Source organism: Psychrosphaera sp. 1_MG-2023, from assembly GCF_030548245.1.
Classification (GTDB): Bacteria; Pseudomonadota; Gammaproteobacteria; order Enterobacterales; family Alteromonadaceae; genus Psychrosphaera; species Psychrosphaera algicola.
On the sequence record NZ_JAUORW010000020.1, the window covers coordinates 15,793 to 41,349 of the forward strand.

Sequence of the window (25,557 nt, forward strand, 5' to 3'; positions counted from 1 at the left end):
ACCCAAATGGATAAATTAAACTCCGCTGTAGCGGTGAAAAGCAGTAGGTGAAGTAGAATGTAATTTAAACATAATGTCGTAAATTAAATGGCCTGAGGACGCCAGCACATAGTTTACGAAATGAAATATAAAAATATGGCCCATAGAACCAGAAGACCGGCCACTGGCAGGCAGTGACCAACCATTTTTAAATGATGCGAAGTTAACCTTGGTTAAATTCCACTTCCAGTTGTTCTAATGTTTTTCCTTTGGTCTCTGGGAAGAGTTTAACAACAAAGATTAAGCTGAGTAACGCAAATAATCCGTAGAGTAAAAAGGTCATTGAAGCACCTAAAGACTCAAGCTCTATCGGGAATACTAAAGTAACGACAAAGCTAACAACACTATTTATCACACTGACAAACGAAATCGCCACGCCACGTAAGTGATTTGGAAATATCTCAGAAAACAACACCCACATCACTGGCCCTAAAGAGAATGCAAAAGAAGCGACAAACGCTAATATACCAAATAAGACCAATCCAGCATTCATGTCTGTTGAGACAGCAAGTAACTCACTTTGTAATTTGTTATACGTATTGTCATCCAAGTATTGCTTAATTTGTTGTTTAAAAACCACATCAGATTCAAATGTGATATCAACAACATTTCTCAAATCGACTAGTTGCGCCTGTGGTAACTCATTATGAGTGGTAACAACCTGTTGGTAGTCGATTGCAGATAGTTTATAGGTCGCTTGATTAAAACCATACGAACACAACGTCATCGACACGAATACGCCTGCAAGGCCAATAATTAACAAAGGTTTACGGCCCAGCTTGTCGATAAAATACATTGCCAATACGGTAAAGACGACATTTATTAACCCAACAAATATTGCCTGAGCAAACGCAGCATCTGTGCCGACACCGCTCTGTTCAAATATGCTCGGGGCGTAAAAGAATATCGCATTAATCCCTGTTATTTGCTGTGCGATACCAACAATAAGTCCGATGCTCAGAGCTAATCTCAATTTAGAGCTAAACAAGGATTGTAAACTTGTTAGCAGACCGGTGGACTTTTCCTTTGCTGAATCTTCAATCTGGCCAATCTCTAACTCTATTTCAGCGACCGAGTTTTTATCTCGTAATGTCGTCAGTACGTGTTTTGCGTCATCTTTATTATTTTTTAACAACAACCATCGTGGGCTTTTTGGGATCAAATACAATAGTCCTAGCCAAATTATCGCAGGTATAATTTCTAGCCCTAACATCCAGCGCCAGATATTGTCCTGCAGTCCAATCATCTCAGTAAATGAAGAAGTAGTTTGACTCGCTTGAAACAAGTAGTAATTGGCAAAATAAGCTGCAGAGAAACCAATAACGATATTGAGTTGGTTCACAGAAACCATCTTACCTCGCTTAGCGGCAGGTGAAATCTCGGCGATATACATAGGAGCAACCATTAGGGAACAGAAAGCTAACCCCCCAACAAATCGGGCAATGACCAACATCCAATAACTAGTCGCCAATGCAGAAAAAACAGCGGATACTAAATAGAGCAAGGCAATAACTCGAAGCAAATTTCGTCGGCCAAACTTATCGGCCAGGGGACCCGCGACTAATATTGCCGCTGTAGCGCCTAATGTTGGAGCACTAACAACAAACCCGAGTTCAATTGGAGAGAGATTAAACTCTTCAACAATATATTGGATTGCGCCTGATATTACAGAGGCGTCAAAACCAAAAATAAACCCACCTAATGACACACAGATTGTGTAAAACATGACTCGTGATATTGGCATTTTTTATTATTCTCTGTTGTTTATATTAGCCACGCCAACAAGAATGTAAGCGCTATCATTTATTCATTATGAACTAAATAGAATTGAATAAAAACCGCTATTATTAAAGTTGAGAAAAATAATTAAAAGTTAAATTTTGCAGAAGGTAGAAGAAGTCTGAAAATTGAATGCCAACAAGTGCTGCTGGCATTCGAAGACAAATCATTTGATTAACCGAATAGTACTCGGTTCACTTGATTTTCTAATAGTTCTTGCTTGCCACTTTGATGGCGAGGAGAAAGATTATTAGTCACTGTATGGTTTGCCAACGATTCTAACGTGAAGTCACCAGACGTAATGCCTTTACCTAAATCACCGCTCCACCCTTTATAGCGATTCGCAACCGCTTCAGACAGGAAGTTCTTTTCTAACATTTGAGCACCTTTTTTCAGGGCTAATGCAAGGTGATCCATGCCACCAATATGACCAATAAACAAGTCACTTGGGTCGCTAGATTGACGACGTAGTTTAGTATCAAACAAGAAACCACCCGTTTTAAAGCCACCCGCTTTCAAAATGTCACACATAACCATAGTTAATTCTGGTACGTCTATAGGGAACTGATCAGTATCCCAACCATTTTGAGCATCTCCGCGGTTAGCATCGATAGAACCAAATAAACCTAATGAAATTGCCGTTGCGATTTCATGCTGGAATGAGTGCCCTGCTAACGTCGCATGATTTACTTCAATGTTAACTTTAATTTCATCTTCCAAACCAAACTGTTTTAAGAAACCATAAACGGTTGCAGTATCATAATCATACTGATGTTTAGTAGGTTCTTGTGGTTTTGGTTCAATAAGTAATGTGCCTTTAAAGCCAATCTTATGCTTGTGCTCAACAACCATTTGCATGAAACGACCCATTTGTTCACGCTCTTGACGCAAATCAGTATTAAGTAACGTTTCGTAACCTTCACGACCGCCCCACAATACGTAGTTTGAACCGCCAAGACGTTTAGTCGCGTTCATCGCATTGCAAACTTGCGTTGCTGCATAAGCAAAAACTTCTGGGTTTGGATTAGTTGATGCACCAGCGGCATAACGTGCGTTACTAAACGCATTTGCCGTGCCCCACAATAACTTCATGCCAGTTTCTTCTTGTTTTTGTTCAAGAACGTCTGTCATTTCTGCAAAGTTATTAACATATTCTTTAATGCTATTTCCTTCTGGAGCAACATCAATGTCGTGGAAACTATAATACGGCACACCTAATTTTGAGAAAAACTCAAATGCGACATCCGCTTTTTCTTTTGCTCGGGTCATTGCGTCACCAGCTTGTAACCAAGGACGATTAAACGTGCCTTGACCAAAAACGTCCGCGCCGTCCCAACAAAAGTTATGCCAATAACATGCACCAAATCTTAGATGTTCTGCCATTGTTTTACCCAAGATAACTTCTTCGGCATTGTAATGATGGAACGCTAGTGGATTATCACTGTCAGTACCTTCAAACTTTATTTTTTCGATATCTTTGAAATATTGAGTCATCTAAGACTTCTCCTGCTCATGTGCAAAAAGCACCTTAACTTATGATGTCGCCATCATCGCCAAGAAAGTGTGCTTCAACAATTATGTTTTTTAAAAGCGGACTTTCGCTTTTTAGTGGTTTGGTTTTATTTCGTTCTTTTTCTAGTTTTAATGAATTGAAACCAGATATTTAGGCTAGATTGATTCAGCTAAGACATAACCTCAGTTACTAACCAAGGTTATGATTTAGCTTATTCGAGGTTTAAAAAAGTGGGACTAGCGCGTTATATAATTTTCTAAACTTAACTTGTCGTTGTTTAAAATGTTCATGTTGCGCTAAGTTTGGCTTGTGCAACTCAACCATTGGCGGCACAGGGCAGATATCACTGAGTGCTTTATCTGTTTCAACTCCAAGTTGTGCCAAACGTGCAGCACCAAGTGCAGGACCAACTTCGCCACCCGTTCTAAAGCTCACTGGACGACCTAATACATCAGCTACCATTTGACGCCAATACGGGCTCTTAGCTCCGCCACCAATTAATGTAATATCGTCAGGAATTAATCCGGTTGAATGTAACGCGTCTGCACCATCAGCGATTGCAAGCGCGACCCCTTCCAATACGGCATAGGTCATTTCTTCTTGGCTTGTTTCACCTGTTATGCCAAAAAAGCTTCCCTGTGCATGTGGGTTGTTGTGGGGCGTTCGCTCACCAGCGAGGTAAGGTAAAAATACACATGACGTTGTTTTATCAAACTCAGTTTTTTGCATGTTATCCAACAACTCAACAACTGATTTACGGGCAATATTGTCTGCAAACCACTGCAAACAACTCGCCGCACTTAACGTAACGGACATCAAATGCCAAGAATTGGGTAATGCGTGACAAAAGCTATGTACCGCAGAATCTGCGTTCATGTGGAATCCGTCTGCAGCAGCAAAATAAACGCCAGATGTTCCTAGCGAAATCATCGCCTGACCAGGATTGACGATACCAAGTCCAATAGCACCTGCCGCATTGTCACCAGCCCCAGCAACGACAGGGACAGAATTTAATCCCCAACGTTTCGCTAATTCAGGATTTAAATGGCCTGTAATTTCACTTCCTTCAAACAATTCCGGCATTTGCGTTTGTGTCAAACCGCAAGCGGCTAACATAGCGTCATCCCAGCATCGCTTGCCGACATCTAGCCAACAAGTGCCTGCCGAATCTGACATATCACTGGCAAATACGCCGGTTAATAAAAAACGTAAATAGTCTTTAGGCAAAAGGACTTTTTCGACTTTGGCAAAATTTTCAGGCTCGTGATTTTTAACCCATAATAGTTTTGGCGCGGTGAACCCAGGCATAACGATATTGCCGGTTATTTCTCTCGCGTTTGGAACAGTTGCTTCAATATCAAGACACTCCTGTTCACAACGCCCATCATTCCAAAGAATTGCAGGTCTAATTATGTCATTGTTCTTATCTAACAATGTCGCTCCATGCATTTGTCCAGAAAGTCCAATAGACAAAATATTGCTCAACGATTGCTTTGCCGAAAGTTGATCAAAACAATGTTCAAGTCCTGTCCACCAATCTGACGGAGCTTGCTCAGACCAAAGGGGTTTTGGTCTTGATACTGAAAATTCACTAGAAGCCGAGTCTACTATTTCGCCTGCCGTGTTCATTATGACTAATTTGATACTTGACGTACCAAGATCGATTCCCAAAAACATACGTTCGCCTTTTTGATTTTGATGTTTACACTTCTTTGTATATCGCAAACACCAATTTAAGTTGCGCCTATGGTTTTAAAATTCGTCTCTTCGCACAATTACGAAATTTCATAAGCACGTTTACATTTTCGCCAAATCGCTTTATTAACGTTACGAATACCCTTATTGTAAGTTTGACAATAATAAAAAACATAAATCAAACAGGTACGGATTATGATAATTCGTGAGGAGAGCAATCATGTTTCAATCAAGGCACAGTATTACCTTGTTGTTTAACGCAAATAAAGTGTACGACCGTCAAGTTATTGAAGGTATTGGCCACTATTTACAAACCTCTAAAGTTGACTGGGATATCTACTTAGAAGAAGACTTTCTAACCCGCCTAGAAAATATCAATGACTGGGCTGGTGACGGAATTATTGCAGATTTTGACGACGCCGAAATTCGTACTGCATTAGCTGATTTAACAGTCCCTGTTATCGGTATTGGAGGTTCTTATCAAGATAAAAATGACTATCCTTCTGGCCCCTATGTAGCCACTGACAACTTAGCTGTCGTTGACGCAGCGTACAATCACCTCAAACAAAAAGGACTAGAGCAATTTGCATATTATGGATTGCCACATGATAAAGATCACCGTTGGTCTGAGGAACGAGAAAAAGCAATTTCCGAGTTAACAAAACAAGATGGATATAACTGCCAGGTTTATCTTGGTCACAACACTAGCCCAGATACATGGCAGTATTCTATGAATCGACTTGCTGATTGGATCCAAAGTTTGCCTAAACCCATTGGTATCGTTGCGGTTACTGATAGCCGTGCTCGTCACTTGTTGCAGGCCTGTGATCATTTAGGTATCGCAGTACCAGATCAAATATCAATAGTAGGTATCGATAACGACGATATTGCCCGGTACTTAAGTAGGATCAGTTTGAGTTCAGTAACTCAAGGTTGCTTTGAAATGGGTTATAAAGCCGCTAAGTTTTTACACCGAAAATTAGATGGTATCGAAATTAAAAACAACATTATAAAGGTACCTCCAACAGGGGTTGCCGAGCGTCAATCATCAGATTTTAAAGCATTAAATGACCCGCATGTTATTCAAGCGATGCAGTTTATTCGCCAAAACGCTTGTCGCGGTATTAAAGTTGATCAGGTCACTGATTACGTTGGGATTTCGAGAAGTAATTTAGAAAATCGATTTGTTGCGGAGCGTGGACACAGCATCCACACTGAGTTACACAATGAAAAACTCGCCAGAGCATGTAAAATGTTAAAAGAAACAAGTGTACCAACGAAGGAAGTCGCGTGTATTTGTGGTTACCCATCATTGCAGTATATGTATGCAATATTTAAAAAGCATTTTGATGTTACCCCAACTCAATTTAGGGATAATCATAATAAAAACAAAGTTGCTTCATTAGCATATGAGCACGAGTTTTAACTTATTCCAAGCACCATTTGTAGGCGCCATATTTAGACGCTATTTATTGCATAAATAGCGTCTAAAACTCAAAACCTCGGCTCAATTTAAACAGCTGGCTGTCAACATTAGCCAAATCTAAAACCACGTCAAAATGATTACGAGACTCGATCTCTAGAACGCTATTTACAATACATTGTTGTTCTAGGTGAGCAGCAAACTCCTTCGACTGTCGTTTAAACTCAGACGTTTCATTGTTGCCAAAGGCGATAACAAAAGGGCAATTATTTTTAAACTTAAGTCTAATCGGGCTATAGACAGCAATTTGATCCTCAGGAAGACGTAGAACGTCATTAATATCGGTATTTGTAATTGGCTCTATGTCGTAAATACCGCTAATTGCAACAACCCCTTTAACCAAATTTTTAGGAAGCGAAATTTTGATGTCATTATCCGAACGCCATTTAGGCCAATGAGTCGCACACATCATCGCTGCAATATGTGCTCCACCTGAGCTACCTATGAGTACGATCCTTTTTGGATCAAAGCCAAAAGAGGAAGCATTTTCATAAAGATAAGCTATTGCTCGACGATTTTGCTCGATAATTTCAGCCAAATTAACATCGGGTAGCAGTGCATAGTTAATCACCGCAAAATAGTCGCCATGTTGCTGAAAATTCGTAGCCGCAAACCCAGAGACTGATTTATCTAACTCTTGCCAAACTCCCCCATGGAGGTAGATATAAAGTGTTTTACTGTTTGTAACATCACAATGCGGCACAAATAAGTCGAGTTTTTCAGCATCTGAAGAACCGTAAGGCAAGTTTTCTAACACACTTTGTGTTTCCCTCGCCCACCAAAGTGCCTGCGCACTTCTTTCCGCGTAGCGGGCTATATACACTTGAATATCTTCAATGCAACTACTAGGGGAATACTCTTTTTCTAATTCTAATTTTTCGAGTTTTCTATACATTTGGATACTATATTGACACACATAACATCAAGAAAATCACAACTGATAAACAGCTGCAATAATATGCACAAAATCATTCCCCATTTGACGTACGAATTTGTTTACAAACTAAAGCAGATCACATAGAACGGCCTACTTATTGGCATTGCGCCTTATGTCATGTATTGGAAAAAATACAGCTAATTTACAGATCGATTCTATTTGCCAAAATCGGCAGTTTTACGTTAAGCAAAACTTAATATTGAGGAAGGTTATTAAATTAATATAGGTTTCATCAGTTTATTTTTAATGGGTATAATGGCGCATTAGCTCCCTGTTACTCATAAGAGATTTATGCTTTCTAAAAATCAGATGAAATTAGCACGTTCGTTAGGTCAAAAAAAATTCAGAAAAAGTCTAGGACAGTTCCTTGTGCAGGGGGAAAAGAATGTCCTAGAATTATTGCAATCAACGCTCAAAGTTGATCAAATTTTTGCCACAGACTCATTCGTAAGTCCGCATGAAACACAAATTAGAGGTTTGCAGGTTACCGTTACTGACGAGGTGACGTTATCTAAAATAAGTACATTAGCTGCTAACAATACCGTTATCGCCATCGTTACGACGCCCCCCAATGTATCTTTTCAAGACCGTGGTTTAACCATTGCATTGGATGGTGTCTCAGATCCAGGTAATTTAGGGACGATTATTCGAGTTGCTGATTGGTATGGAATACAACAAGTCGTATTAGGGACAAATTGTGCTGACCCTTATAATCCAAAGGCTATAAGCGCAACCATGGGCAGCTTTACTCGCGTTGAAATTGTCTTCGCTAATTTAGCCGAGATATTACCTACAACAAATCGGCCTGTTTATGGTGCATTTTTAGAAGGTGAAAACTTACATCAAGCGACACTTTCAAATGAAGCAATTATCGTAATGGGCAGTGAGTCACACGGAATTAGTAGAGAGGTTGCCGCGTACATTAACAAACCAATAACTATTCCACGTTTTGGTTTTGCAGAATCACTCAATGTTGCAATGGCTACAGGGATTATTTTAGATAACTTTATTCGCTAGGACTAACAGTTGGCCTTATTGGTTACAGGCATGTAAATGAAAATTTTAACGACCAAACATTTAGTTGCGTTATTGTTAGCCACCAGATGTTCAACAAGCAAACAAAATGTGACCAAATAAAATTCTGAAGTCCGATTATCAGTATTTTAATTGATCACAATCGTTTTGTTGATTGTGTTGTTACTTGCGACTTTTTTCTAATTTAGCTAACAGACTCGACGTATCCCAACGTTCACCACCTATGGCTTGCACTTCGCTATAAAACTGATCAACAAGCGCTGTTAGTGGCAAATGACTGCCATTTTTACGGGCTTCACTTAGGGCAAAACCCAAATCCTTGCGCATCCAGTCAACGGCAAAACCATGTTCATATTCTCCTTGCCACATTGTTTTATGACGGTTGTCCATTTGCCAACTGCCAGCGGCACCTTGAGATATTGCTTCGATAACTTCAACGCCATCTAATCCAGCGCTCCGAGCAAAATGAAGCCCTTCAGCAAGTCCTTGCACAACACCTGCAATACAAATTTGATTAACCATCTTAGTCAATTGACCGGCGCCAACCTCACCTAGTCGTTTAGAGAATTTAGCAAAACTATCTATTACGGATGCTGCAAAATCGTAATCCGCCTGTGCCCCACCAATCATAACCGTAAGCACGCCGTTTTCAGCACCTGCTTGACCACCTGAAACAGGGGCATCTATAAACCTAATGCCGTGTTCGTTGGCTTTGGCATTAACTTCTCGAGCAACTTCAGCTGACGTTGTGGTGTGATCGACGATTAACGAGCCTTTGGCTAATCCGGCTAATACACCGTTGTCACCATATATGACCGATCTTAAGTCATCGTCGTTGCCAACACATACAAACGCTATTTCACAATCTTCTGCGGCAGTTGCCGGCGTTAAGGCCATATTGCCACCGTATTGCTCTACCCATAATTGGGCCTTGCTGGCGGTACGGTTATAGACAGTGACATCGTGACCTGCATTTAACAAATGTCCAGCCATTGGAAATCCCATGACGCCCAAACCGATAAAACATATTTTCATAAAACAATTCCTGTGAAAAAGTCATTATTCCTGACTTTATTGATTTAAATCTATTAACAACACTACTATTTACGTTACGGTGTTTATATTCACTCTATGTGCTCAGGATAAACCTATTATGTCAAAATTTACAGTCGCAGTATTCAGCAGTAAACCTTACGATAACCAAAGTTTATTGCAGTGCACAACAGATGACATTGAATTTCAATTTTTTGAAACTCGATTGACTGAAGCTTCTGTACTAATGGCACAAGGCGTTGATGCAGTCTGTGTTTTTGTAAATGATATTCTCAATCGTGAAGTTTTAACGCAATTGAAAAATATGGGGATCAATAAGATCGTATTGAGATGCGCCGGTTTTAATAACGTTGATTTGTCTGCAGCTAAAGAACTAGAAATGTCCGTCGCTCGTGTCCCAGCCTACAGCCCAGAAGCTGTCGCTGAACATACAATTGCATTGTTGTTAACCTTAAATAGAAAGCTGCATAAGGCCTATAATCGAATAAAAGATAATAACTTTAGCCTAACTGGATTGATGGGTTTTAACCTTAGTGGTAAAACAGTGGGAATTATTGGCACAGGTAAAATTGGCGTCGCTACGACCCAAATCCTTAGAGGATTTAAAGCGAATGTAATTGCCTATGATCCAAATCAATCCGAGGAATTTAAAGCGCTTGGCGGTGAATATGTCTCAATTGATGTTCTCTATAATCAATCAGACATAATCAGCTTGCACTGCCCTTTATCGCCAACAACACATCACCTCATTAACGACCAAGCACTGGAAAAGATGAAACAAAATGTCATGTTAATTAATACCAGTCGCGGAGCATTAATCGATACTCAAAGTGTGATTAAACATCTTAAAAATAAAAAAATTGGGTATCTTGCACTAGATGTTTATGAACAAGAAAGCGAATTGTTTTTTGAAGATCACAGTTTTGATATCCTTCAAGACGACACTTTTCAACGCCTTTTAACCTTTCCAAATGTATTAATAACCGGACATCAAGGTTTCTTTACAGCAGAAGCTTTGGAGCAAATTGCATCAATCACCATTAGTAATATTAACGATTTAAAAGCGAATCGCCCCTGTATTAACAGTTTATAGTTTTGTTCTATATTGCAGTATGACGCTGAGTGAGATACCGTGCTACCGATGTAAACGTTTAACCAACTTATCGGGTGCAGATGTCATTACCCTATTGGTCCATGTTTAAGTTAACGAAAATGCCAAAATAAGGCACAACATTCAAAGTGAATTCTACATGCATATATTAATTACAGGCGCATCTTCTGGAATAGGCAAAGCCCTATCTATTTTATTATCAAAAGATGGTCATACCTTAAGTCTTTGTGGTCGCTCGAAGCAAAAACTTGCATCGACGCTAACCCAATTGGAATTACCAGCAGCAAATCACGCAAGCTTTTGTGTAAGTGATTTTGAGGCGGTAAATGATTTCTGTGTTAACTCAATTGAGCATTCAGGCGCCATTGATGTCCTAATTAATTGTGCAGGGCTAAACTCGGCTCGAGGTGCGGGTCACGAATTACCCATTAACGAATTAGATTGGATGATGAAAATAAATTGTTATGCACCAATCCAATTTATGCAGTCCGTATTGTCAGATATGATTGCGCGACAACAAGGTTTTGTCATTAACGTAATGTCAACGACATGTCTATTCTCAAACCCCGGAATTGCGGGCTATTCTGCGAGTAAAGCGGCATTTGATTCTTATACCAAAATAATGCGCAAAGAACTCAGGGAAAATAATATTAAAGTGAGTTCAATTTACCCAGGCGGTGTCGATACCGATTTTAGAGAAACTAGCCGACCTCAATACCTATCCCCTTACGATGTAGCCGTCGCGATAAAACATGTCATTGATATGCCTGAAAATGTGCAACCTCACGAACTTGTTATCCGTCCGCAATGTGAAGAAAACTTCTAGCCAATGTCATCTCGCCTAATCTGGTGAAATTGAAGATTCGATTATAGACCTCTCATACGAGCGTTCTATAATCGTCTTAGATGTCGATTGTCCCTGTCAGATATACAACGGCCTGTCCTGAAACTAAAACTTGCTCACCAACAATAGAACAAAACAGTTCACCCCCTCTAAAAGAGGCTTGGTAAGCTTTTAACTCAGTTTTGTTTAATTTTTTAGACCAATATGGTGTTAAACCAGAATGAATGGATCCGGTTACAGGGTCTTCATCACCACCATTCGCAGGCCAAAAATAGCGTGAGACAAAGTCATATTTGTCGCCTGTTGCGGTTACAACAACATCCAATGGTGCCAAGGATTTTAACGCTTCTGACTCATACTGCAACGAAGTCACATCTTCTTCTGTTTCAAAAATAGCAAAATAAGCCTGCCTATTTTTTAATACTTCAATTGGTTTCTTGCTTAAACCTGCAAGTAATTCTGATGGAATATCTAATACTGGTTCTGGCTCTTGATTAGGAAATTTCATTTCGATAAAACCAGTAGGTTGTCTAGATATAAACAAGTCTCCAACTTTATCTGTACTAAATTGTATTTCACCTGTTACTTGGTAATACTCAAATAATACAAATGACGCGGCTAATGTTGCATGACCACAAAAGTCGATTTCAGTAATAGGAGAAAACCACCGAATATCGTAAGCATTATGCCCCTTTATCGAAATAAAAGCGGTTTCAGACAGATTATTCTCGATTGCGATTGACTGCATTACACCGTCATCGAGCCAAGTATCTAACAATACGACGGCTGCAGAATTACCTTTAAACTGTGTGTTGGTAAATGCGTCTACAATATAAATTGGCAACTTCATTTTTATCCTTAAACCTTTGTGGATAGTTACTTAGGTAAAGCAAATATGATCATTCTAATTAATGAACTATAAAGCAAAAACATGGTTTTGGGATATAAAACAAAAACTTATTGTGCGGCAATTTTAAATAATTGAGTGCCAATTTGCACCGCAGCTGAGGGGTAATGCAAGATAACAATACCGCTAACGGGAGAAACGATTTCTTTAATTGCTTCCTGCGTATCAAACTCGAGTGAATTTAACACTCTTGCCAATACTTGTCCTTTTTGCACAATTTGCCCGGGTTTGGCCAAATATTCAACCATGCCAGCGTATTTTGAAAACAATGTACGGTATTGGCTTAAGTCAGTAATCGTAACATCTTTTGCCGGTAACGGTTTAAAGCCATCGATAAACTGATGAGTCTGCAAATAGTTTAATATACCGTCTGCGTCCATTTTAGCCTGTTCAAGACAGATGTTTTCCTGTGAACCAAGTTCAACGGTATAAGCTTGTACCCTATACTCAAATGTTAAGCCCTGTTTCGCAAAGAGTTCTGCCAATTTTACTAATGGAGTAAAACTGGCTTCGTCGAGTGCACCGGCAAACTTTTCTGGAATTGAAATAACGGTTTCAATTTGAAATTGAGTTGCCTGCTCTGCGAGAAAATTAGGGCTATAGATATGTCGAGTAGAAGATGGACCCGTATGTAAATCTAATACAAGATCCGCTTCAATCGCCATATTTTGCAACGTTGAATTTAAGTATTGGGCGGTGTTTACGCCCCATTGGGACTCAAGTTTATTTTCGAGTTGTTGTTTTAAGAACAATCGTAATTTAAACACAATGTCGTCTTCCATTGCATTTTTAGAGCCTTGCTGTGCAAACGCTTCAGTAATCTTAGGTAAATCTAATGTGGAAAAAAACGCTTCTATTTGCTGCTCATCGTAATGATAAAAACGATTCCAATTATTACCATTCGTTGCGTCAAACCGGCCTTGCAAATATTCGCCTGCTCGTTGTGTGCGTCCAAACGGATTGCAATTTGGAACGAGGACAAAATTAGCATTGAGATGACACTCCTGCAGTTTTTGAATTAACTTTAGAATGACCGCACTGCCCTGCATTTCAGCCGCGTGCACTGCACTTTGAATATACACAGTACGTTGTGCTTCAGCAGTTTCTGGGCTTAACCGATAAACAGGAATGCCAATCTCTTGACCGGCGATATCCTGATTTAAGGTAAGCAATTGCTTTTCAATTTTTATCATTAGGTGATTACAACATCTAGCCTTTATTACGCAGCAAAAAGATCGTCGTGTATTCTACGAACAATGTTTTCTGCGGATGCTTGTTCTACTAAGAAGCACACATTATGTTGCGAGGCACCATGACAAATCAAACGCAATTGATCGTTTTCAACTGTTCTAAATATACTGCTAATACGGCCTGTGCCATCTTGGCCACTGTGGATGTGATTACCAATAACCGCAACAAGTGCCAAGTCAGACTCGACCTTCACTGAACAGAAATCTTTAAGGTCACGAATACAAGCGTCTGTTAAATCAGCCATCGGTGTATTAGGTGGGTTATCAATTGTTAATGCGACAGAAATTTCAGACGTTGTGATCAAATCAATTGATAGCTTGTGTTTTGCTAAAATCGCAAATACGCGCGCCAAGAACCCCGTTGCATGTAACATTTCAGGACTTGTTACCGTAATCAATGTTTGATCTTTTCTAAGTGCTACAGCACGAAATGCCGGTTTATGACTGACTTCTTTCGAAATCCAAGTGCCACCGGCATTTGGCTCTAAGCTAGAACCAACAAACACTTTCACGCCACTTCGAATTGCTGGTATTAACGTCGCTGGATGTAAAATCTTAGCACCAAACGTGGCCATCTCAGCCGCTTCATTAAAGCTAATCTCACCGATTGGTCGAGCTTTGTCAGTGATACGTGGGTCAGTAGTATAAATCCCCGTTACGTCTGTCCAAATTTGCAATGCAAAGGCGTCAACCGCTTCTGCAAATAATGCAGCGCTGTAATCCGAACCACCACGTCCTAGCGTAGTTGTATTGCCAAAACTGTCTTGACCAATAAACCCTTGAGTTATAACAACTTTTTCTTTCAATAGTGGTACCAAAACATCCGTAGCATGTTGTTTAGTAACGGCAAGATTTGGTTCTGCTTTGCCAAATGTACTGTCAGTTTTAAGAACCTGGCGACCGTCAAATGACGTTGCTACATCGGCGTTTGCAACCTTGTTCATTACCGCTGCAAATAACTGACTCGACATTCTTTCACCAAAAGACAAAATTTCATCTTTCAATTTAGTAGAGGTTAATACGTCGTCCTGCGCTGCAACTTCAGCAAGTTGCCCCAACAGTTGTTCGATAACTTGTTCTAAATCTTGCGGGCGACCCAAGTCATTTAGAATTGAATTTTGTATATTTCTGATCTGTTGCAAAACGCTTTCGCGCTCATTTGCGCTTAGACTCTCATTGCCAAGTTTAACCAAAAGGTTAGTTACGCCAGCGGATGCTGAAACGGCAACAAGACGGATATCGTTATTATCCAAAATAATTTGAGCGCAACGGCTCATCGCTTCAAAATTTGCGACACTTGTGCCACCAAATTTGGCAACAGTTAAAGATTGTAATGAGTTAGACATTCAGTCTTCCTTAATAAAATTTATAGAAATCAATTTATTAAGAAGAACAAGGCATATTTAGGTAGGACTTACAAAGTAAGACGTCTTTACATGCCAGAAGCTCTCCACCTTAATAAACATTGTTTATTAAATATCCAGGTGACAACTGCAAGGATTCAACCTTGCGAGCCGAAATCACTTATTCTCAACTAAGTGCTTTCTCGGCGTTGTGCCCCATCATTAACTTGCCTCGAGATTGAGATCTCTTCAGTTAACTGCCTGACCAACGCGCCTCTTCTGGTGTTGTCGGTTAATAACTTAACCAACAACCTGTTCCAAACCTGCTGGAACGCGTGTATTAAACAAAAAATTAGAGTAAAAAGTCAAGAAATCATTCAAACTTTTTAAACTAATACATAACTAATTAAAAACAATATAAAAACAATTTGATTAGATTTTCTCTAAACTAATGCAACCCACACTGTATCCGGCACCAAAACTGCACAAAATCCCTTTATCTCCAGAGGTAAAATCATCTTTGTATTTATGAAACGCAACAATAGAGCCCGCTGACGCTGTATTCGCAAATTCATCTAAAATTAACGGCGCATCTAAAAACTCAGGTTCACGGCCTAATAACTTTTTAGCCGCAAACAAATTCATATTTATATTAGCTTGATGCAGCCACATACGCTTTACATCTGTAACTGGCCAATTGTTTTTTCCTAAATGCTCAGTAATCACTGTGGTCACCATTGGCAATAACTCCTTGAATACCTTTCGGCCTTCTTGAAAAAAGAAACTATTGTCGGCAGGCAAAGATTCGTAACAATGGTCCACATAACTATGGTTACAGCGGATGTTATTTGAGAACTTAGTAACTTGACTGGTGTTAATGATCTTAAATTGATTGTCTGACGTTGCAGTCTCTGTCGATTCGATGATTAATGCAGTTGCAACATCACCAAATATAAAATGGCTATCACGGTTAGAATAGTCTAATTGTGGCGTAGTGAACTCCGGATTTACGATCAGAACCGTTTTTGCAGAACCACTTTTAATCGCATTTACCGCATTAATAAGCGCAAACGTTGCCGTAGAACAAGCAACGTTCATATCAAAACCAAATCCTTGAGCCCCTAGAATACTTTGCACTTCGACTGCCATAGATGGGTATGAGCGCTGCATATTTGACGAACCTAAAATGACTAAGTCGATATCTTCGGCATTTTTGTTTGCGTCTTTTAATGCTTCTTTGGCAGCTTCAACCGCCATCAAAACCATTTCAGGCGGTGTATCGACATCATTCTTCACAAGCTTTGGGTGCATAACATTAATGTCAGTAACACCGTCTTTACACATCATATAACGTGATTTAATGCCTGAAGCTTTTTCTATAAATTCTACACTGGATGTTTTTTTGGCTTCAACAGTTCCAGCTGCAATTTCAACGGCATTTTCGCTATTAAACTTCTCTGAAAATGCATTTAATACATCTACTAACTCTTGATTAGACACTTTATAAGGAGGCACAAATAGGCCAGAACCTGAAATTACAACACTCGTCATATACAACTCGAATTCTTAATTATATCTTATGGTTATTATTCGCCTGGCGAACCCAAAGTGCAACCTTTTCGAAAAATAAAGACAATTAAACTCAAAATAACTTTAGATACCGGAAGTTAATTAGTCATCTGACGTGTTGAAGCGAAATGTTAAACACCCTAAAACTTATATTTATTGTGGCGAGCATTTGCACTCATTAGATTATTACAGTGATTTTAATTACATAGTAATTAAAGGGAAAAACAAGCATTGAATTTATCGTGGTTAAGTATTTATTTTTAAATGAAAAGTATATTTAAAAAGCGTCAGTAAACTTAAAATTGGGGAGCTTACTGACGCTATTGATATTAGTTAGCTGCTGTATCCAATGGGGCAAATGACTTTACAAGATCGTCTATTTGCTTCATTTGAGACAAGTACCCTTCCAGTTTATTTAGCGGTAATGCACAAGGTCCGTCGCATTTTGCTTCATTTGGATTTGGATGCGCTTCAATAAATAACCCTGCAATACCTAACGCCATACCAGAACGAGCTAGCTCTGCTGCTTGTGCTCGTCTGCCATCCGCTGAATCGGCACGTCCACCAGGGCGTTGAAGCGCGTGTGTCGCATCAAAAATAACAGGCGCTAAACGTTTCATGTCGTCCATTCCCAACATGTCTACAACAAGGTTGTTGTAACCAAATTGACTACCACGTTCACATAAAATAACTTGGTCGTTACCAGCTTCATTAAATTTGTTGATGATATGACGCATTTCGTGTGGTGCTAAAAATTGCGGCTTTTTAACATTAATGACCGCATTGGTTTTAGCCATCGCCACAACTAAGTCCGTTTGACGGGCTAAAAATGCTGGTAATTGAATTATATCCACAACTTCAGCAACAGGCGCTGCTTGATGTGGTTCATGAACATCGGTGATAATTGGTAAATCAAATTGTGCTTTTACTTCTTCGAAGATCTTCAGCCCTTCTTCAAGACCCGGACCACGATAGGACGAAACAGACGAACGGTTCGCTTTATCAAATGACGCTTTAAAAACATATGGGATCCCAAGTTTAGTGGTAACTTCTTTATAATGTTCAGCAATTTTCATCGCCAAATCTCTAGATTCCAATACATTCATGCCACCGAACAATACAAACGGTTTGTCGTTTGCGACTTCAATGCCGTTTTTTAAATTGATAGATTGCGTATTTATTTCAGTCATTACTGTTTCCAATTAGTTTAATACAATGTCTAGATGGCAACTGATTGTAAAATCATGCCACAAAACCAAGCTGCAAATGTGCCAATTGCATACCCCAAAACAGCCAATAAAACACCTACTGGTGCCAAAGACGGATGGAACGCAGACGCAACTACTGGGGCAGACGCAGCGCCACCAACATTTGCTTGGCTACCAACCGCCATATAAAACAATGGCGCTTTGATCAGCTTTGCTACACTCAACATTAACGTTGCGTGGATCAACATCCAAACGATGCCAATGACAAAGTATACTGGAGTATCGGCAATTGCCGTTATATCCATATGTAAGCCGATAGAGGCGATTAAAATATACAAAAATGCACTGGCGATTTTTGAGGCCCCAACGGTTTCAATTTTTTTCAGTTTAGTAAAGGACAACGAAACGCCAATTGCGCTGGCCGAAACAATCATCCAAAAGAATTTGCTGTGAAAACTGAGTTTTTTACCTTCCGGAAAGTTTTCAATCATCCAAGGCGTTATCAAGTCTGCAAATAAATGAGCAAAACCTGTGACACCAAAGCCAATCGCACAGATCATCATTATATCCGGCAGCATAGGCATCCGGGCATTCTTTTTCTCAAAGTCTTCTACTTTTTTCCGTAATGCATTAATTGCAGTGGTATCAGCACCGGTTTTTTCGTCAAACCGTTTGGCATTACCAGCAAGAATTAATAAAACGGCCATCCACATGTTAGCGACAAAAATATCCACCGTAACCATCGCAGAGAAAATTTCACCACCGACATCATATGATGAGAGTTCAAATACTTCTTTCATCGCACTTTGGTTAGCACCGCCGCCAATCCAACTTCCGGCAATTGTTGTCATACCTCGCCAAATCCCCTCAGGGTTTACGCCAAGTAAATCTGGAACAAGTGCGGAGACAACTAGCAGCGCGATTGGTCCCCCAACCACGATGCCGAGAGTGCCGGTAAGAAACATGATCAGTGCTTTTGGTCCTAATTTTATTATCCCTTTTAAATCTACACTTATCGTTAATAACACTAAGCAGGCAGGTAACAAAAATCTTGACGCTACATAATAAACACTCGAATTTGCACCATCGACTATGCCAGCTGTGTTTAAAATAGAGGGAAGGAAATAACACAAAAATAATGCGGGAACGTATTTGTAAAACTTTTTCCACGAGGCGTTTTCACTTTGATTTGTATAAAATACAAACCCCAGAATAATTGCTAACAAACCTAAGACCGTGGCGTCATTTGTGATCAATGGCGTCGCCATATAAACCTCATTATTATTTTTATTTTGTAGGGAAACGACAACCTTTTAATTGCTCTAAGTGGCATTATTTTGAGTTGTCGAACAGAGGAGAATTTATACCACTTTTTTACATATTTTCCAAAACGTTATATGTAATACCATTTCACTATTTTCAAACAGGAATGCTTAATCAACGAGTGACTCTAAAAACATTTTATTTCAAGGATTAAGTGGTGTAAGCAATTAAAAACAACAAAAACAGAAAATAGCACCAAAACCAAGATGCTTTATCGTCTATTGACGCAACTTTAGTGGATGGTTTCTAGTTGACCGTGGAGATCATCCATCTGCATTTTCAAGAACATTGTCATGGGATCGTTTGGACACGCCTTAATGAAGTAATCAAAGTCGTCTTTGGCCCATTTGTCACATTCGAGTTGCTGTAATACAAGGCCTCGGTCGCGACGTTCATAAGGATCTTCAGGAAGTAATTCCATTAAGGTTTCGACGCAGTTTAATGCCTCTTCTAAAAACCCTTCTTCAAGCATAAAGATTTTTTGTTCGGTTAATAAAATTTTGACAATTTCATCAGTCGGGATAGGTTTTGCAAACGTCGCAATTTCGTTTGTCATACTGTCGCGCACATCATCAGAGGAGATGAGATACTCACAACCGCCAGATAAAGCGTCTACTACAATTAACTCAGAATTAGACAATTTGATAACCAGTCCAATTTGTTCTTCAACTTCGGCAATTGACGCATCAAAACCGAGCTGTTTCAATAGGTACGCTAAAACGACACTCATGCTCAGGTAATTGCCTGTGCGGTGCATTATGCAATACGATATATTGGCCAATGAACTTTCAGGTATGGTTTGCATGCCGGGTCCTGAAAACGCTAACTCGTCAAAAATCACGTCCAACAATGCATAAAACCTGTCGGTTGGATTGAGTTCAGAATGATCAATATTTTTCAGATAGGCAACATGCGCTGCTAACTGCTCTTCAATTTCTTTGATTGAAAAAACATATTGCCAATTTTGTTCTAATAACAGGACTTCTTGTAACAATTCATCAGACGATTCCGCCTGATACAACCAATTTGCTGACATAACTTCTCTATAATGACGGTACTACTAAGGGTATATGTAGTCGGCACAGAGGGAATTCAACCCAATGTAGATATCACATTAACGATTCTTTCATTCGCTAATCGAATCTGTGCCGCTTATAAGACGAGTAAAAAATAAATGTAATGAGGCTAGAATACGCTTTTGGTTGCCGCTATTTTGCCGGCAAATAATAAACACACGGTCGCCGCGGCCAAAAAGCTATAACTCTTTGCTGGTTTTGCCGACTTAATCGCTACAATGGCAAACCCTATATAACCGATAACAAACAAAACCTTAGCCGTTAACCAGGCTGTTTGGATTGGATATTGTTCAATGACAAAGCACATAGCCACTGCTGATATTAGCAAAAATGTATCTATAATGTGTGGGGCGATTGCCAAGAATCGAGTTTTTGGTCGATTCTGAATTTTAAATCGATAAAAACGATAATAAAAAAATACTACGCTTAACAGCACAAAAGCCAGGTGACTATGTTTAACAGCAAAATACATTTTTTTCCCTATTTAATACTTATGTAATTGTAATTACCTAATGGCAGTAAATTAGTCTGGATAGAGGTTCATTAACTGCTCTAACTCAGCCGCTGAGTCCATCAATATGCTGACAAGTTTTGGATCAAACTTTTTACCACTTTGCTCCATTATAAACTTATGCGTTTCTTCTGGTTCCCACTGTTCTTTGTAACAACGTTTGTGGCGTAATGCATCATATACATCAGCTAATGCAACAATTCTTGCAAACACATGGATATCCTCGCCGGATTTACCGTCTGGATAACCAGTTCCATCCCAATTTTCGTGATGCTCTTTTGCAATAATGGCGCCCGCTTTGATAATGTTTCGATTAGAGCCTTCAAGTATTTTGTAGCCGACTTGAGCATGCGTTTGCATCATTTGCCATTCATCTGGATCTAACTTCCCTGCTTTGTGCAGTATGTGTTCTGGTATCCCTACTTTGCCAATATCGTGAAGCGGTGCTGCATTTTTTACAAGTTCAGCGTCACTGACACTTAAGCCAGACTTAGAAGCTAACATATGACTAATATTTGCGACTCTACGCACATGATTTCCAGTTTCCGTCGAACATTGTTCAACCGCTTCACCTAAACGATAAACGAGTTCACGTTGAGTATCTTCTAATTCGATTTGCAATTGAACATTTTCGTAGGCAATTTGAACATTTTGCGCAAACATTTCGATTAATACTTTTTCATCAACGCCAACGTTCGTTGGTAAACCCGAAATGTAGAGTATTGAATTGCTTGAAAAACGACTCGAACAATAGGCAACTAAATAGTCACCATGATAAACAATCGATTTATTTGTAATGGCTTCTTCAAATGCGAGGCGAAGTTCATCTTCTAAAACATCATTGACGCTTTTGCCTACAGTGTTTTCAAAATCGCCTTGAGCCGCGATAACGCGCAAGTTTTGTTGGTGTTCTGACTCTGTACAATTAACCATTAATGAATTCGTTACATACATGGCTTTTTCTTCGCCACAACCTAAAACTGAAGTTAATTGTTGTAACACGCCGTCAATAAACTGATCCATCGAATGGATAGAGAAAATGTTAGCTGACGCTTCAATAATTTTTTTCAATCCCTGTCTACTATGTTCAAGCGCAATAATATCTCTATAAGCGCGTAAGCTAGACATAACGACAGTAAACAGTTTTTGTGCGGTTAATTCTGTTTTTGATTTGTAGTCATTTATATCGAAGTTGACAATGACTTGGCGTTCGGGAGCTTGACCGGGTTGGCCAGTCCTAAGAATAATTCTAATTTTTTGGTTTTTGGCTTCTTCACGAATAAATTTAGCGACTTGCAACCCTGCATCGTCGGTTTCCATTACCACATCTAATAAAATAATCGCGGCGTCAGGATGTTTGATGATGAGTTCTTTACCCTCTTCACCGCTGTATGCGCTGATAAATTCAAGGGTTCGGTCTTGAAAGGTAAAGTCGCTTAACGCCAATTTGGTTACGGCATGAACTTCAGGCTCATCATCGACAATTAAAACCTTCCAACTTCCTACTGTCGCGACTTCTTCGTCGTCAAACTGATCATCCGCAAATAAAAAATCATCGTTCATATTGCTGCCTTCTAGTTCTATGTTCTTCAACTTCGCTATGCGAACAATATGAGCCTAACCCAATTATCAGAAATAGCCAATTGAAACTCGGTCATTACCACTTAAATCTTTAAATGTATCAACATATTGAAAATTAAAGTCGCGTAATATGTGGCGTACTTCCACACCTTGCTCAAAGCCATGCTCTAGAATTAGTTTGCCGTTTCTTTTTAAATGACGTCGAGCGTTTTCGACAATATAACGAATGTCAGCCAATCCATGTCCTTTTGCAACCAAAGCCGTTTTAGGTTCAAACCTAACATCGCCCAGATTAAGATGTGGGTCATTTTCGTCGATATAGGGTGGGTTAGAAACGATAAAGTCGAATTTTTGATCAGCCAATGCGGTAAACCAACTGCTTTCAACAAATTGACAATTAGGGATCTGATTCAGTTTGGTATTATGTCGCGCTAGCAATACGGCCTCGGGTATAATGTCGACACCAGTCCATTGCCATTTAGGTAAACTACTCGCTAATGATAATGCGATAGCGCCAGTACCAGTTCCTAAGTCGAGACCTTCTCCCTGCTCTGGTCCCTTAGATTCGATGATTTCCAGAACTTTTTCGACCAAAATTTCAGTATCCGGTCTTGGAATTAACGTCGAGTCGTTTACCGCCAACTCTAAATCCCAAAATGCGCGTTTACCGACAATATGCGCGATAGGACGCCCAGTTTTTCGTTCTTCGACAAGCGAAAAAAATTGGTCGCACTGCGGTGTTTCTAACAACTTTTCGGGCCAAGTGAACAAGTATATTCGTTGGCAATCTAACACATGACACATCAGCAGTTCTGCGTCTAACTTGGCAGAGTCAGACAATGCAGAAAATTCGTTTGCTGCATTGTCTAACAGCTGTTTAATACTGTTTGGTAAATAGGAGTTATTCATCAGCCATAGACGCTAGTAAGTCCGCCTGGTATTCGTTCATTAACGGCTGAAGTACACAGTCTAAATCACCTTCCATAATTTCATTTAATTTATATAAGGTTAAATTGATACGATGTTCTGACATACGCCCCTGTGGGAAATTATAGGTACGAACACGTTCAGAACGGTCTCCACTGGCGACCAAATTACGGCGCATGCTGGTTTCCTCAGCGTTACGTTTTTCATCTTCCGCAGCTTGCATCCTAGCACTCAATACAGACATCGCTTTGGCTTTGTTTTTGTGCTGTGAACGTTCATCCTGACACTCAACGACAATCCCCGTTGGGATATGGGTAATACGTACCGCCGAGTCTGTTTTATTAACGTGCTGACCACCGGCACCAGAAGCACGGTAAGTATCAATTTTTAAGTCCGCTGTATTTATTTCGATGGCTTCTGCCTCTGGAACTTCAGGCATAACAACTACAGTACATGCAGAGGTATGCACCCGACCTTGAGATTCTGTTTCTGGCACACGTTGTACTCGGTGACCGCCAGACTCAAATTTCATCGTTCCGTAAACATTATCACCTGTGATGTGGGCAACAACTTCTTTAAATCCGCCATGTTCGCCTTCGTTGGTACTCATAAGTACCACACGCCATTTTTTAGATTCAGCGTAACGGCTGTACATTCTAAATAAATCACCGGCAAAAATAGCCGCTTCATCACCACCTGCACCTGCTCTAATTTCTAAAAAGCAGTTGTTCGAGTCGTTTGGATCACGAGGCAACATTAAAATTTGTAATTCATCTTCGTATTTTTCAATGCTGACTTTTGCTGACTTTAATTCTTCCTGCGCCATTTCACGCATTTCCGCATCGTCTTCTTCTAACATTGCTTTCGCTTCGTCTAAATCTTCACGGGCAGCTTGGTACAATTTAAATGTTTTTGTAATGTCTTCAAGATCAGAATATTCTTTCGATAACGCTCGAAATTTTTCTTGATTACCAATGACTTCTGGGTCACTCAACAAGGCTTCTACTTCTTCGTAGCGCTCAGAGAGGCCTTCTAATTTACTCACTATCGAATCTTTCATTGGATCCCCAATACGGTTTTAATAATAGCCAATTCTTCATTGTTTTGTTTCTCTGCCGCATCTTTTAATGCTGACGTCGGCGCATGAATGAGTCTATTGGTTAATTTGTTAGCTAACTCTTTAAGTACCTGCTCAGCATCATTGCCAGATTGCAGTTGATTAAGGGCTCGCTCTAATAATTCGTCTTTGACAGAAATACTTTGATCTCTGTAATCTTTGATTAGATCAACTGAGTCTAAACTGCTCAACCAATCGTCAAAGATAAATGCTTTGTCATTAATGATAATTTCAGCGTCTTCAGCGGCTGCACTTCTCGCCTGCATGTTGTTCGCTACAATATCTTGCAAATCGTCTACGGTATACAAATAAGCATCGTCTAAATCAGCAACTTGTGACTCAATATCTCTCGGTACCGCTAAATCAACGAGAAACATTGGTCTGTGTTTTCGTTTTTTCAGTACATTTTCTATCATGCCTTTACCGATAATAGGCAACGTACTAGCAGTCGAACTGATAACAACGTCCGCTTCCATTATTTTTTCAGAAATCTGACTTAAGGTACACGTTTTGGCAGAGAATTGCTCAGCTACGGCTTCTGCACGGCTTAACGTCCGGTTCGCTACCGTGATGTCTTTTGCGCCTTGCTCATAAACATGTTTTGCTACAAGTTCGATAGTTTCACCGGCACCGACTAACAAAACGCGTTTGTCTGTAAATTGGCCAAAGACTTGTTTTGCTAATGTGACCGCAGCAAAAGCTACTGATACGGCGTTCACTGAAATATCGGTTTCCGTTCGAACTTTTTTGGCAACGGAAAACGACTGTTGAAACATCCGCTCAAAATACGTTTTAATCGTACCTACAGATTTGGCTTGTTGGTAAGCTTGTTTCACTTGCCCCAATATTTGGGGTTCTCCAATCACCATTGAATCTAACCCACTAGCGACGCGCATTAAATGGCGAGTAGCGTCTACATCACGATGGATATATAAATGCTGTTGAAGATCAGCAGGGTTGAGCTGATGAAAATCAGCTAACCATTTGATTACTTTTTCAGGTTCAGCCACGTCGCCAAAGCAATAAATTTCGGTTCGGTTACATGTCGATAAAATGACAGCCTCGTCACACCCCGCTTCTTTTTGCACAGTTTTTAGCGCGTCCGGTAAGTTATCCGGCGTAAACGCTAAGCGCTCGCGTAACTCAACCGAAGCCGATTTGTGATTTAAACCTAGTGCAATAACCGTCATATATTGGCTTTTAAGCGCCCTGAAAATTGAAAAGCGTGCAATTCTACGAAAAACCCAAGGTTTTTA

General features: G+C 39.8%; 21 protein-coding genes and 1 riboswitch. Of the genes, 4 read left to right on the top strand and 17 right to left on the bottom strand.

Translation table 11 applies throughout. From position 1 onward, the window contains the following. Positions 1-202: 202 nt before the first annotated feature. The 3 genes from Q4575_RS16730 to xylB all read right to left on the bottom strand — a co-directional run bounded on the left by Q4575_RS16730 (position 203) and on the right by xylB (position 5,008). Entirely contained in the window at positions 203-1,783 is a 1,581-nt protein-coding gene (locus Q4575_RS16730; RefSeq protein ID WP_303523571.1) for a sugar porter family MFS transporter, read from the bottom strand. Positions 1,784-1,992: 209 nt separating this feature from the next. Then, a complete protein-coding gene (xylA, locus tag Q4575_RS16735; RefSeq protein ID WP_215962009.1) occupies positions 1,993-3,312 on the bottom strand; it encodes a xylose isomerase in 1,320 nt (439 codons plus the stop codon). Positions 3,313-3,553: 241 nt separating this feature from the next. Then, positions 3,554-5,008, bottom strand: coding sequence for a xylulokinase (gene xylB, locus Q4575_RS16740; RefSeq protein WP_303523572.1), 1,455 nt, complete (start codon positions 5,006-5,008; stop codon positions 3,554-3,556). 238 nt (positions 5,009-5,246) lie between these two features. On the opposite strand from xylB, the gene Q4575_RS16745 reads away from it, so the two are divergent. Further along, positions 5,247-6,452: a DNA-binding transcriptional regulator gene (locus Q4575_RS16745; RefSeq protein ID WP_272179860.1), complete on the top strand. Its 1,206-nt coding sequence runs from the start codon at positions 5,247-5,249 to the stop codon at positions 6,450-6,452. Positions 6,453-6,513: 61 nt separating this feature from the next. On the opposite strand, the gene Q4575_RS16750 is transcribed toward Q4575_RS16745, so the two are convergent. Then, positions 6,514-7,404 (bottom strand): alpha/beta hydrolase, encoded by an 891-nt coding sequence (locus Q4575_RS16750; protein WP_303523573.1) that lies wholly within the window; start codon positions 7,402-7,404, stop codon positions 6,514-6,516. Positions 7,405-7,737: 333 nt separating this feature from the next. Here Q4575_RS16750 and Q4575_RS16755 point away from each other — a divergent pair, with 333 nt between their 5' ends. Beyond that, entirely contained in the window at positions 7,738-8,463 is a 726-nt protein-coding gene (locus tag Q4575_RS16755; protein WP_303523574.1) for an RNA methyltransferase, read from the top strand. Positions 8,464-8,643: 180 nt separating this feature from the next. Here the strand turns inward: Q4575_RS16755 and Q4575_RS16760 are convergent, their stop codons facing one another. Next, the gene (locus Q4575_RS16760) at positions 8,644-9,516 is read right to left on the bottom strand and encodes an NAD(P)-dependent oxidoreductase (protein WP_303523575.1); all 873 of its coding nucleotides are present in this window, start codon (positions 9,514-9,516) and stop codon (positions 8,644-8,646) included. A 118-nt stretch (positions 9,517-9,634) separates the two neighbouring features. On the opposite strand from Q4575_RS16760, the gene Q4575_RS16765 reads away from it, so the two are divergent. Beyond that, the gene (locus Q4575_RS16765; RefSeq protein ID WP_215962015.1) at positions 9,635-10,627 is read left to right on the top strand and encodes a 2-hydroxyacid dehydrogenase; all 993 of its coding nucleotides are present in this window, start codon (positions 9,635-9,637) and stop codon (positions 10,625-10,627) included. Between the two features lie 157 nt (positions 10,628-10,784). Next, positions 10,785-11,471: an SDR family oxidoreductase gene (locus Q4575_RS16770; RefSeq protein ID WP_303523576.1), complete on the top strand. Its 687-nt coding sequence runs from the start codon at positions 10,785-10,787 to the stop codon at positions 11,469-11,471. Positions 11,472-11,547: 76 nt separating this feature from the next. On the opposite strand, the gene Q4575_RS16775 is transcribed toward Q4575_RS16770, so the two are convergent. The 12 genes from Q4575_RS16775 to hemA form a co-directional block, all read right to left on the bottom strand. After that, positions 11,548-12,339, bottom strand: a complete 792-nt coding sequence (locus tag Q4575_RS16775) for a PhzF family phenazine biosynthesis protein (RefSeq protein WP_303523577.1) — start codon at positions 12,337-12,339, stop codon at positions 11,548-11,550. A 107-nt stretch (positions 12,340-12,446) separates the two neighbouring features. Continuing rightward, positions 12,447-13,589 carry a succinylglutamate desuccinylase/aspartoacylase family protein gene (locus Q4575_RS16780; protein WP_303523578.1) on the bottom strand — a complete coding sequence of 381 codons (1,143 nt, stop codon included), beginning with the start codon at positions 13,587-13,589 and terminating at the stop codon, positions 12,447-12,449. Between the two features lie 26 nt (positions 13,590-13,615). Then, on the bottom strand, positions 13,616-14,992 hold the full coding sequence (gene lysC, locus Q4575_RS16785; RefSeq protein WP_272179867.1) for a lysine-sensitive aspartokinase 3: 1,377 nt from the start codon (positions 14,990-14,992) through the stop codon (positions 13,616-13,618). A gap of 89 nt (positions 14,993-15,081) precedes the next feature. Further along, positions 15,082-15,276: riboswitch (Lysine riboswitch) on the bottom strand. Positions 15,277-15,421: 145 nt separating this feature from the next. Continuing rightward, positions 15,422-16,540, bottom strand: coding sequence for a beta-ketoacyl-ACP synthase III (locus tag Q4575_RS16790; RefSeq protein ID WP_215962020.1), 1,119 nt, complete (start codon positions 16,538-16,540; stop codon positions 15,422-15,424). 347 nt (positions 16,541-16,887) lie between these two features. Further along, positions 16,888-17,739, bottom strand: a complete 852-nt coding sequence (gene kdsA, locus Q4575_RS16795) for a 3-deoxy-8-phosphooctulonate synthase (RefSeq protein ID WP_215962284.1) — start codon at positions 17,737-17,739, stop codon at positions 16,888-16,890. Positions 17,740-17,777: 38 nt separating this feature from the next. Then, complete coding sequence (locus Q4575_RS16800; RefSeq protein ID WP_215962021.1) at positions 17,778-19,034, bottom strand: DUF819 domain-containing protein; 1,257 nt, start codon at positions 19,032-19,034, stop codon at positions 17,778-17,780. A 287-nt stretch (positions 19,035-19,321) separates the two neighbouring features. Then, a complete protein-coding gene (locus Q4575_RS16805) occupies positions 19,322-20,125 on the bottom strand; it encodes a tetratricopeptide repeat protein (protein WP_215962022.1) in 804 nt (267 codons plus the stop codon). 149 nt (positions 20,126-20,274) lie between these two features. Next, a complete protein-coding gene (locus Q4575_RS16810) occupies positions 20,275-20,637 on the bottom strand; it encodes a SirB2 family protein (RefSeq protein WP_215962023.1) in 363 nt (120 codons plus the stop codon). Between the two features lie 51 nt (positions 20,638-20,688). After that, positions 20,689-22,239, bottom strand: a complete 1,551-nt coding sequence (locus Q4575_RS16815; protein ID WP_215962024.1) for a DUF3369 domain-containing protein — start codon at positions 22,237-22,239, stop codon at positions 20,689-20,691. Between the two features lie 66 nt (positions 22,240-22,305). Continuing rightward, the gene (gene prmC / locus Q4575_RS16820; RefSeq protein WP_303523579.1) at positions 22,306-23,166 is read right to left on the bottom strand and encodes a peptide chain release factor N(5)-glutamine methyltransferase; all 861 of its coding nucleotides are present in this window, start codon (positions 23,164-23,166) and stop codon (positions 22,306-22,308) included. Further along, a complete protein-coding gene (prfA, locus tag Q4575_RS16825) occupies positions 23,159-24,244 on the bottom strand; it encodes a peptide chain release factor 1 (RefSeq protein ID WP_215962026.1) in 1,086 nt (361 codons plus the stop codon). The genes prmC and prfA overlap by 8 nt, the downstream gene beginning before the upstream one ends. Continuing rightward, on the bottom strand, positions 24,241-25,491 hold the full coding sequence (gene hemA, locus Q4575_RS16830; RefSeq protein WP_303523580.1) for a glutamyl-tRNA reductase: 1,251 nt from the start codon (positions 25,489-25,491) through the stop codon (positions 24,241-24,243). The genes prfA and hemA overlap by 4 nt, the downstream gene beginning before the upstream one ends. Between the last annotated feature and the right edge of the window lie 66 nt (positions 25,492-25,557).